This is a genomic window from Streptomyces sp. NPDC004609 (assembly GCF_042873655.1).
Classification (GTDB): Bacteria; Actinomycetota; Actinomycetes; order Streptomycetales; family Streptomycetaceae; genus Streptomyces.
This window is the reverse complement of the sequence record NZ_JBIALS010000080.1, coordinates 1-8,424: the sequence shown is the minus strand read 5'-3', so window position 1 is coordinate 8,424 and position 8,424 is coordinate 1. Positions and strand designations below refer to the sequence as shown.

Annotated in this window: 6 protein-coding genes; 4 read left to right on the top strand and 2 right to left on the bottom strand. The window is 73.4% G+C overall.

Translation table 11 applies throughout. The features are described from left to right. Positions 1–228 precede the first annotated feature (228 nt). Positions 229–1,530, top strand: a complete 1,302-nt coding sequence (locus tag ACFYT4_RS35735) for a DUF6986 family protein (RefSeq protein ID WP_389278955.1) — start codon at positions 229–231, stop codon at positions 1,528–1,530. 53 nt (positions 1,531–1,583) lie between these two features. Here the strand turns inward: ACFYT4_RS35735 and ACFYT4_RS35730 are convergent, their stop codons facing one another. Continuing rightward, on the bottom strand, positions 1,584–2,564 hold the full coding sequence (locus tag ACFYT4_RS35730) for a LacI family DNA-binding transcriptional regulator (RefSeq protein WP_389278958.1): 981 nt from the start codon (positions 2,562–2,564) through the stop codon (positions 1,584–1,586). 213 nt (positions 2,565–2,777) lie between these two features. On the opposite strand from ACFYT4_RS35730, the gene ACFYT4_RS35725 reads away from it, so the two are divergent. Together ACFYT4_RS35725 and ACFYT4_RS35720 are read left to right on the top strand one after the other, a co-directional pair. Beyond that, positions 2,778–3,755: an ROK family protein gene (locus ACFYT4_RS35725; RefSeq protein WP_389278952.1), complete on the top strand. Its 978-nt coding sequence runs from the start codon at positions 2,778–2,780 to the stop codon at positions 3,753–3,755. A gap of 320 nt (positions 3,756–4,075) precedes the next feature. Continuing rightward, on the top strand, positions 4,076–5,143 hold the full coding sequence (locus ACFYT4_RS35720) for an NUDIX domain-containing protein (RefSeq protein ID WP_389278949.1): 1,068 nt from the start codon (positions 4,076–4,078) through the stop codon (positions 5,141–5,143). Between the two features lie 295 nt (positions 5,144–5,438). Here the strand turns inward: ACFYT4_RS35720 and ACFYT4_RS35715 are convergent, their stop codons facing one another. Continuing rightward, positions 5,439–6,803, bottom strand: a complete 1,365-nt coding sequence (locus ACFYT4_RS35715; RefSeq protein WP_389278946.1) for a dipeptidase — start codon at positions 6,801–6,803, stop codon at positions 5,439–5,441. Positions 6,804–6,912: 109 nt separating this feature from the next. Here ACFYT4_RS35715 and ACFYT4_RS35710 point away from each other — a divergent pair, with 109 nt between their 5' ends. Next, on the top strand, positions 6,913–8,262 hold the full coding sequence (locus ACFYT4_RS35710) for a geranylgeranyl reductase family protein (RefSeq protein ID WP_389278943.1): 1,350 nt from the start codon (positions 6,913–6,915) through the stop codon (positions 8,260–8,262). Positions 8,263–8,424 lie beyond the last annotated feature (162 nt).

Below are 8,424 nucleotides of genomic sequence, written 5' to 3'. Positions count from 1 at the left end.
CGACTACGGCGTCGTCGGCGACCTCTTCACCGTCGTCCCCCAGCTCACCGACGACATCAACACCCGCAAAGCCTGACCCCAGACCGAACAACCACAACGGGCCGCGCGGCGTACCCCGCCGCGCGGCCCCGGTCGTTCCGGATCACCGTTGACGGGGATCGGAGCCGCCGACTAGCTTCGCCATACGGATGACTGATTCCGTTGGGCGGAAATAGGGAGGGTGCAGTGATGGGGCATCAGGAGAAGGCGGCGACCAGTCTCACCGGAGCGGTCGGCGAGGCCGTCGGCGCTCTCCTCGCGCCGGTCGACGCCGAGCTGGCCCGCCGCTACCCCGGAGACCCCGGCACCCGCCAGCCCGTGCACACCGTCTATGTGCCGGGCGACGTCTACGCCGCCGACACGGTCCGCTCCTGGGGCGACCGGGCGCTGGCCGCACTGGACGAACACGCCCCGGACGCCGCGTCCTTCGCCGCCGTCCTCGGCCTCCCCGAGGACCTCGCCGAGCCCGTTCACACCCGGGTACGGGCCAAGCTGGAGCGGGAGCCCGTCGAAGACCTCCGTATCGACTTCGAGGACGGCTACGGCGGCCGGACCGACGCCGACGAGGACGCCCACGCCGCCCGCGCGGCCCGGCTGGTGGCGGAGGCGTACCGGGAGGCCGCCGCCCGGCCGGGCGCGGGGACGGCCGCCCCGTACACCGGCATCCGGATGAAGTCCATGGAGGCGGACGTACGGGACCGGGGCATCCGCACCCTCGACATCTTCCTGACCGGGCTGATGGAGGGCGGGGGCCTGCCCGGGGGCCTGGTCCTGACCCTGCCCAAGGTGACGTACGCCGAGCAGGTCACCGCGATGGTCCGGCTGCTGGAGGAGTTCGAGAACGCGCACGGCCTGGACGCCGGCCGGATCGGCTTCGAGATCCAGATCGAGACCAGCCAGTCCATCCTCGCGGCCGACGGCACCGCCACCGTCGCGCGGATGATCCAGGCCGCCGCGGGCCGTGCCACCGGCCTCCACTACGGCACCTTCGACTACAGCGCCTGTCTCGGCGTCAGCGCCGCGTACCAGTCCGGTGACCACCCCGCCGCCGACCACGCCAAGGCGGTCATGCAGGTCGCCGCGGCGGGCACCGGTGTCCGTGTCTGCGACGGCTCGACCAACGTCCTGCCCGTCGGCCCCACCGACCGGGTGCACGAGGCGTGGCGCCTCCACTACGGCCTCACCCGGCGTGCGCTGGCCCGCGCCTACTACCAGGGCTGGGACATGCACCCCGCCCACATCCCGACCCGGTACGCCGCCGTCTTCGCCTTCTACCGCGAGGGCCTCGACCGAGCCGCCGCCCGCCTCGCCGCGTACGCCAACCGGGCCGGCGGCGACGTCATGGACGAGCCCGCCACCGCCAAGGCCCTCAGCGGCTACCTCCTCCGCGGGCTCGACTGCGGCGCTCTCGACCCCGCCGAGGTCACCGGCCTCACCGGTCTCACCCGTACGGACCTGGAGGGCTTCGCCGCTCCACGCCGAGGCGCCTGACCGCCGGGCCTTCCCGTAGCCCCCTCCGGGCTCGCGCGTCCCCGGCGGCGGTTCTACCGGGGCGGCGGGATCTCGCCCGAGCCGCGCGGGATCAGCACCGTCTTGAGTGCCGTCTGCGCCGGCTCGTCGTCGAAGCCGTCGAGCCGGCGGAACAGCCGCTCCGCCGCCGTGCGGCCCAGGGTCGCCGAGTCCTGGGCGATGACCGTGATGCCGAGCAGATCGGCGAGTTCGATGTCGTCGAAGCCGACCAGCGCCACCGGACGGCCGTGTTCCGCCAGGACGCGCACGGCCGTCACCGTCACCCGGTTGTTGCCCGCGAACAGCGCGGTGACCGGTTCCCGGCCCGTGAGCATGCCCGTCACGGCGGGCCGCACCCGGTCGGGCGCGGTCGACCCGAGGGAGACCCAGGAGTCGTCGACGGCGAGCCCGGCCTCCTCCATGGCCGCGCGGTAGCCCCGGAGCCGTTCGACGGCCGTGTGGATCCGGGGCTGGTCGCCGACGAACCCGATACGGCGGTGGCCGTGCGCGATCAGATGCGCCACGCCCGCGCGGGCGCCCCCGAAGCTGTCCGACAGGACCACGTCGGCCTCGATCCGGCCGGGCGGCCGGTCCACGAAGACCGTGGCGATCCCCGCCTTGATCTCGGGTTCGAGATAGCGGTGGTCGTGGCCGGCCGGAATCACGATCAGACCGTCCACCCGGCGGGCGCAGAGCGCCAGGGCCAACTCCTGCTCACGGTCCGGGTCCTCGGCACTCGAACCGTTGATGAGCAGCGCGCCGTGGGCGCGGGCGACCTCCTCCACCGCACGGCACAGCGGCCCGTAGAAGGGGTCGGCGAGATCCTCCAGGACCAGGCCGATGGAGGCCGTACGGCCCTTGCGGAGCACCCGCGCGCTGTCGTTGCGCCGGAACCCCAGGGACTCGATGGCCTCCTGGACCCGGCGCTCGGTGTCGGGGGTGACGCCCGGCTCGCCGTTGACCACACGGGAGACGGTCTTGAGGCCGACGCCGGCGCGGGCCGCGACGTCCTTCATGGTCGGCCGATTGCCGTAACGGGACTCCGGGCCCCGCGGGCGGGCGGAGACATACGGGAAACGGTCGGTATCGGCCACAGTGCGCAGTCCTGTCGTCGTACGGTATGTGCGAAGGTGTGCGGTCGAGCATAGGGCCTGGACAACGTTGTCAGGGGCGTAGAAACTGTTCCCGAAGCCGCAGGTCCGACCAGTGTCCCGGGGGATCCCACAGCGATGCACAACGACCTCGTCGCCGCGCTCGACATCGGTGGCACCAAGATCGCGGGCGCGCTGGTGGACGGCGGCGGCCGCATACGTCTGCGGGCCCAGCGTCCGACACCCGCCCGGGAGGACGCCGAGACGGTGATGGCCGCCGTCCGCGCGGTCGTCGCCGAATTGTCCACCACCCGGCTGTGGGGGCGGATCTCGGCCGTCGGTATCGGCAGCGCCGGTCCCGTGGACGCCTCCGCCGGTACCGTCAGCCCGGTCAACGTCCCCGGATGGCGCGACTTCCCCCTGGTGCCCCGCGTCGGGCGGCTCTGTGGCGGGCTCCCCGTCCGGCTGGTCGGCGACGGCGTCGCCATGACGGCCGCCGAGCACTGGCAGGGCGCGGCCCGGGGCTACGACAACGCCCTGTGCCTCGTCGTCTCCACCGGCGTCGGCGGCGGGCTCGTCCTCGGCGGCAGGCTGCACCCCGGACCCACCGGCAACGCGGGTCACATAGGTCATATCAGCGTCGACCTCGACGGCGACCCCTGCCCCTGTGGTGCGCGCGGCTGCGTGGAGCGGATCGCCAGCGGGCCGAACATCGCGCGGCGCGCCCTGGAGGGCGGCTGGCGGCCGGGACCGGGCGGCGACACCTCGGCCGCCGCGGTGGCCGCGGCCGCACGGGCCGGGGATCCGGTCGCGCGCGCCTCCTTCGAACGGGCCGCCCAGGCGCTCGCCGCCGGGATCGCCGCGACCGCGACGCTCGTCGAGATGGAGATCGCCGTGATCGGCGGGGGAGTGGCGGGCGCCGGTGAGGTGCTCTTCGCTCCGCTGCGCCGCAGCCTGCGGGAGTACGCGACGCTCTCCTTCGTCCGGCGGCTGACCGTCGCCCCGGCCCTCACCGGCACGGACGCCGGGCTCGTCGGCGCCGCGGCGGCCGCGCTGCTGGACCGCCCCGGCGGGACGGAGGCGTCCGGGGACCCGGTCGTGGGCAGCCGTCCCTGAGGTCCGCCGGACGACCGCGGACGCCAGGCCCCGGCGTGATCGTCACCGGCCGTCCCGGGAGTGTGTCCGGGACCTCATGTGCGGAAGGCACCAGTCGGGTTGACACAGTGTCAGCGGTGCGGCGGCGGCGCTGCGGCGAGAACCGCGGCGGGCTCCGTGGATCCGCGCCCGGACACTCCCGTACCGGAGGACGTCTTCCGTACCGCCGCCCCGCGCCGATCGCCCTCGGGACCGTGACGCACCACCGCCGAACCTCTTCCGCACGTTACGTGGCAGGGTGTTCCGGGCAATCCACTGTGGGCTATCCAAGAGGGGGAACCGTGATCGTCTGGATCAACGGTGCGTTCGGAGCGGGCAAGACGAGCACCGCGCGCGAACTGATCGATCTGATCCCGAACAGCACGCTGTACGACCCCGAACTGATCGGCGAGGGACTGCGTCTGCAACTGCCGCCGAAGCGGCTCGACGACGTGGGCGACTTCCAGGACCTGCCGATCTGGCGCAGGCTCGTGGTGGACACGGCCGCGGCGATGCTGGCCGAGCTGGGCGGCACGCTGGTGGTGCCGATGACACTGCTGAGGCAGGAGTACCGGGACGAGATCTTCGGCGGACTCGCCGCGCGCAGAATCTCCGTACGGCATGTGCTGCTGCATCCGGAGGAAACGATCCTGCGTCAACGGATTGCCGAGCGGGAGCAACGGGAGCACCCGGACGGGCCGACCGCCGGGCATCCCGCCGACCCGGGAGTGCCCGCCCGCGAACAGTGGTGCTACGACCACATCGAGCCGTATCTCGCCGCGCTCGCCCGCTGGATCGGCGGCGACGCGCTGGTCGTCGACAACGGCCGGACCGACCCCCGCCGGACGGCCCACCGGATCGCCGAGGCCGTCCGCACGGGAGAGGCGTCCGTCTGCGAGATCGTGCAGACCCCCGAACCGGCCGCCGAGACCCTCGCCGCCGGGGTGCTGCTCTTCGACGACCAGGACCGGGTGCTGCTCGTCGACCCCACCTACAAGCCCGGCTGGGAGTTCCCCGGCGGAGTCGTGGAACCCGGAGAGGCACCCGCCCGCGCCGGAATGCGCGAGGTCGCCGAGGAACTGGGCATCGCGCTGGAGCGGGTGCCCGGACTGCTCGTCGTCGACTGGGAGCCGCCCCGGCCACCCGGCTTCGGCGGGCTCCGGCTGCTCTTCGACGGCGGCAGGCTCGACAGCGCGGAAGCGGAACGTGTGCGGCTGCCCGCGTCGGAGCTGCGCGACTGGCGGTTCGTCGGCGAGCGGGAGGCCGCGCACCTTCTCCCGCCCGCCCGGTACGAACGGCTCCGCTGGGCGTTGCGTGCCCGAGAACGGGGGGCCGTGCTCAATCTGGAGGCGGGTGTCCCCGTCGGCTGAGTCGCCGCCGCCCCTGCCGGTCGCCGCGGCCGTCGCCGCCCGGCGCGAGCCGTCTCGGCGGCCGCCCCGCGAGCCTCACCCGTGCGGGCGAATCCGCGATCGCGGCCCGATCCACCTGTCGCACCCGAGGCCCAGGCGCAGACCCCGAGGCTCACGCGCAGACCGCAGACCGGTACGGCTCCCCGCGGGGCGGCGACCGGTTCACGCGCCCCGGAAGCCGGCCACCGGCAGGGGCCGCGACAGCGTCGCGCGCCGACGGCCGGGAGCGGTCACCGGCGGGCCGGCCGTCGGCGCGTCACACCTTCCTGGACGCCGCGTAGTTGCGCAGGAACAGCGCCTCCGTGACCGACAGCCGCTCCAGCTCGTCCGGCGAGACGGATTCGTTCACGGCGTGGATCTGCGCCTCCGGCTCGCTGAGGCCGATCAGCAGGATCTCGGCCTCCGGGTACAGCGCCGACAGCGTGTTGCACAGCGGGATCGATCCGCCCATGCCCGAGGACTGCATCTCCTGCCCCGGATAGGCCACCCGCATGGCGTCGGCCATCGCGGTGTACGCCGGGCTTCCGGTGTCCGCCTGGAACGGCTGCCCCTGGCCGACCTGCTCCAGCGACACCTTCGCGCCCCACGGGGTGTGCGCCCGCAGATGCGCGGCCAGCAGCTCCGTCGCCCGTACCGCGTCCTGGCCCGGCGGCACGCGCAGACTGATCAGCGCCCGCGCGCTCGCCTGCACCGACGGGGTCGCCCCCACCACCGGAGGGCAGTCGATGCCGAGGACGGTCACGGCCGGCCGCGCCCAGATCCGGTCGGCGACCGAGCCCGAGCCGATCAGCTCCACCCCGTCGAGCACCTTCGCGTCCCCGCGGAAGTCCTCCTCCGGGTACTGGAGTCCGCTCCACGTCTCGTCGGCGGGCAGGCCGTCCACGGTCGTCGCACCGTCCTCGGCGCGCAGGGAGTCCAGTACGCGGATGAGCGCGGCCAGCGCGTCCGGCGCGGCTCCGCCGAACTGCCCCGAGTGCAGATTGCCTTCGAGGGTGTCGATCCGCAGCCGCATCATGGTCATACCGCGCAGGGTCGCCGTCACCGTCGGCAGCCCGGCCCGGAAGTTGCCGGAGTCGCCGATCACGATGGCGTCGGCCGTCAGCAGACCGGGGTGCTCCTCGGCGTAACGCTCCAGGCCGCCCGTGCCCTGCTCCTCCGAGCCCTCGACGATCACCTTCACGCCCACCGGCACCCCGCCGTTGGCCCTGAGCGCGCGCAGGGCGAGCAGATGCATGATGAAGCCGCCCTTGCAGTCGGCGGCCCCCCGGCCGTACCAGCGGCCGTCGCGCTCGGTCAGCTCGAACGGCGCGGACACCCAGGACTCCGGCTCCAGCGGCGGCTGTACGTCGTAGTGCGCGTACAGCAGCACGGTCGGCGCGCCCTCGGGGCCGGGCAGAAACCCGTACACGGACTGCGTGCCGTCCGGGGTGTCGAGCACGGCGACGTCCTGGAAACCCTCGGCCCGCAGCGCGTCCGCGCACCATTCGGCCGCCGCCTCGCACTCGCTCCTCGGGAACTGCGCCGGATCCGCGACCGAGGCGAACGCCACCAGCTCCGTCAGCTCCGCCTTGGCGCGGGGCATGAGGGAGGCGACGGTCCCGGCGATCGGATGGGCGGACATGGGCACGCTCCTCGTGGGTGCTGCGTTGTGCTGTTTGTGTACGGCGAATGCGCGGTCGATCCTGCCACAGCGTTGCGGGACGGCCGCGCCGTAGGATGCCGTCGAGAGCATGGGGCACGCGTCGGATCGGGAGCAGAACCACATCGTGAGCAGTGAGAACGGTGTCACCGGGGCAGAGTCAGAAGCAGACGGGCACAGCGACCCGGTGTGGGACGTCGTCGTCGTCGGCGCGGGACCCGCTGGGGCGTCCGCGGCCTATGCGGCGGCGGTGGCGGGACGCCGGGTCCTCCTGCTGGAGAAGGCCGAACTGCCGCGCTACAAGACCTGCGGCGGGGGGATCATCGGCCCCTCCCGCGACAGCCTGCCACCGGGCTTCGAGCTGCCGCTGCGCGACCGCGTGCACGCGGTCACCTTCTCCCTGAACGGCAGGCTGACCCGTACGAGACGTTCCAAGAAGATGCTGTTCGGGCTGATCAACCGGCCCGACTTCGACGCCCTGCTCGTCGAGCACGCGCAGAAGGCCGGCGCCGCTCTGCGCACCGGAGTCGCCGTCACCCGGGTCGAGCAGCACGGCCCCGCCGTACCGGACCGGCGCACGGTCGCCGTCGTCACCTCCGAAGGCGAGTCGATCCTGGCGCACGCGGTGGTCGGTGCCGACGGCAGCGCCAGCCGCATAGGAGCGCACGTCGGGGTGAAACTCGATCAGGTGGATCTCGGCCTGGAGGCGGAGATCCCGGTCCCGGAGCCGGTGGCCGAGGACTGGGCGGGACGTGTCCTCATCGACTGGGGCCCGATGCCGGGGAGTTACGGCTGGGTGTTCCCCAAGGGCCGGACGCTGACCGTCGGAGTGATCTCGGCCCGTGGCGAGGGCGCCGCCACCAAGCGCTATCTGGAGGACTTCATCGCCCGGCTGGGGCTCGCCGGGTTCGAACCGGCCGTCTCCTCCGGGCATCTGACCCGCTGTCGCAGCGACGACTCACCGCTGTCACGCGGCCGGGTCCTGGTGTGCGGGGACGCGGCGGGGCTTCTGGAGCCGTGGACCCGTGAGGGCATCTCCTTCGCGCTGCGCTCGGGCCGGCTCGCGGGGGAGTGGGCGGTGCGGATCGCCGAGTCGCACGACGCGGTCGACGCGCGCCGGCAGGCACTGAACTACGCCTTCGCCATCAAGGCGGGCCTGGGAGTCGAGATGGCCGTCGGGCGGCGGATGCTCGCCGTCTTCGAGCGCCGCCCGGGCCTGATCCACGCGGCGATCACGGGACTGCGCCCGGCCTGGCGGGTTTTTGCCGACATCACCCGCGGGTCGACGACCCTGGCGGGGATAGTGCGTGGCAGCGGGGTGGCGCGACGGGCCCTGGAGACACTGGACCGCCGGGCCGCCGTCCCGCAGCCGAAGCCAGGGACGGAGCGGGAGTCGGAGCCGAAACCGGAGCCGCAGCCGAGCGGGGGCGCGGAGGAGTAGCACCCCTGCCGGATCCGGGCGCCCGGGGACCGGGATCCGGGCGCCCGGACTGGGCGGGCCTCCGGGTCTAGTGACCTGAGTCGGAGATTCGTTGGCAGTATGCGGCGACTTTGTCGAGGATCTCGTCGGCTGTCTTGGTCCAGACGAACGGTCTGGGGTGTT